Origin of the sequence: Xanthomonas prunicola (assembly GCF_002846205.1) — a bacterium.
GTDB classification, from domain to species: domain Bacteria; phylum Pseudomonadota; class Gammaproteobacteria; order Xanthomonadales; family Xanthomonadaceae; genus Xanthomonas; species Xanthomonas prunicola.
Genome location: NZ_PHKV01000048.1, coordinates 1 through 2,123 on the forward strand (window position 1 = coordinate 1; position 2,123 = coordinate 2,123).

The window sequence follows — 2,123 nt, forward strand, 5'->3', positions numbered from 1 at the left end:
CGGGCAGAAGTTGCAGCAGCAGGTCAGTGCCGGGGCCGAGATCACGGCGACGTTTGGGCAGCAGGCGAGTAAGGCGGTGGGAGATTACGCCTCAACGAAAGCCACCCAGTTGCGCTTGCAAGGCAAGGAGGACGAGGCAGCAAAGTGGGATGAAGGCGGCGAGTATCGCGTGGCCGCTCACGCCACAATCGGCCTGCTGGGTGGAGGCGTGCAAGGCGCGCTTGGATCAGCCACGGCCGCCACGGCTGCACCGCTGCTTAACGAGCTAACCAAGAACCTGCCCGATGGCGTACGAGAAGCGGTGGGAGCAGGTGTCGCGGCTGGGTTGGGCGCGGCAGCGGGTGGCTCTGCTGGTGCAGCCACTGCGTTTAATGCCGATACCAATAATCGGCAATTGCACCCGTCCGAGGTAAAGTTCTTAAAGAGCGATGAGGTCGTCGAAAAATATATCGACTACATGGCGAAGAACGGTCTCGTTCTCACCGAAGAAGAAGCGCGCGTCAGACTGAATCGATTTGCTGCATCGAAAGAAGACGAGAACTGGGCTGCGCTAAACGGTACAGACGTACTTACTGAAAGTTTCCTCGTCAAGGGGTCGGAAGGCCGCTACTACACGGATTCGATGGGTGATCGTCATGCATTCTTCCAAAGTACCGACAAAGAGTGGAAGGATCCCACGGTCAATCTGAATGCGCTTTATGGCTCCCGATTCGATCCGTCGATAAAAAACTATATCGAAGATATTCGTAGCCCTGATCATGGCCCAACCCAGAAAAATAAGGAGCTGCAATATTTAGGGACGACTCTTGGGTATGACGCTGCTGATAAGCAAGCCAGCTTCGGGGGTGACCTTACTTCCATTGGAAAAGGGATGCTACTGGGAATAGGCTCTATTGCCTTTAGTGGATATAGCGATCAGATAGGCCCCCTCGATGAGCTCGCGCTTAAGAACAACTATCAACTTCTGTTGAAAGATCAAGGCCGCTGGGCGGAAGCCGGCTATGTCGAAGGCCTTGATTGGGCGACGACTCAACGTCTGATGTGGGCAGGCATTGCTGTTGGAGAAGCCGGAGGGTTAGTTGGAGGCCAACTTACAGGTATCATTCGTAACTCAATGAAGAATCCAAGGTTGAACAACCTAGGAAGTGCTGCTGAAAATATTTATACTGAGACCAAAGCCATTGGAGAAGAATTCCCTAATTTGGCAGGAGTAAATCCTCATTACGTTGAGGGAGCCGGACCTGGCGTTAATACTAATTGTGTATCCTGCGTCAATGCAGCTCAGGACCGGCTTTCGGGCAAGAACATTAATGCAGTTTCTGATGCTACCAAATACTCTGACATGAATGGATTACTTCCTTCAGCTCCCTTTGGATTTGAGGCTCGGAGTACCCCTGCAGCAGTTGTAGATCAGATGCTTAAGGAAGGCAACGGAGCTGCACGACCCCTCATTATTGAGCAACCTGGAAAAGTTATGCATGTCATTAATGTTGTGAATAAAAATGGAACAATTTTTTTTATAGACACCCAATTGGGAAAAATAGTTAAATTAAACCCTGATGTGGCCGTTCGTCTTGGAAGACCTCCATTATGAGATATGACATAGAAAATATATCTATCATGGAAGCAATGAAAATTGCTGAAAATGAAGCTAGATTGACTCTAAATATAGAAAATGAAAGTGAGATATCATTACTGAGTGATAGATACTTGGAGGCTGAGTCTTGCTGGATGTTTTTCGTAAACGAAGATATAAAATTATCTTCTGAAATTACGATCGGCCTAAAATGGGCTTACGTTGTAAGCAAAAAAGGGGCCTTCGCAATGGTGCAAGACTTATCTGGCGATGAGAACAGCCTTAAAGACTATTTGGTAAAAATGTCGGATTACTTTAAGAAAAGAAACGAATAACATAAATTTCCACAAGCGATATGGTATTTCCACAGCATTTACCCGCACCGGTCCGCTTATCTTCTATGCCGCCTGCGGTTCCGGACCGTATCGCCCTGCGATGTCAGAAACGCGAGTTGAACATCGCAGCGCGATACGACCACCGGTGACGCAACAGCCATCTGCCGGCAGGCAACACCGCCACGATCATCAGCGGCAACGACACCACCCTG

The 2,123-nt window shown here is 49.3% G+C and carries 2 protein-coding genes; both read left to right on the top strand.

Annotation, left to right across the window (positions count from 1 at the left end; all coding sequences use genetic code 11):
- Positions 1–1,594: toxin glutamine deamidase domain-containing protein (locus XpruCFBP8353_RS22940; RefSeq protein WP_101365251.1), on the top strand; the 1,594-nt coding region annotated here is incomplete at its 5' end.
- Between the two features lie 26 nt (positions 1,595–1,620).
- The gene (locus XpruCFBP8353_RS23640) at positions 1,621–1,911 is read left to right on the top strand and encodes a hypothetical protein (RefSeq protein ID WP_133125712.1); all 291 of its coding nucleotides are present in this window, start codon (positions 1,621–1,623) and stop codon (positions 1,909–1,911) included.
- Positions 1,912–2,123 lie beyond the last annotated feature (212 nt).

What these genes read in the sequence shown, in the direction of transcription:
- XpruCFBP8353_RS23640 (WP_133125712.1), top strand. Translation starts at nt 1,621, where the DNA reads ATGGAAGCAATGAAAATTGCTGAAAATGAAGCTAGATTGACTCTAAAT.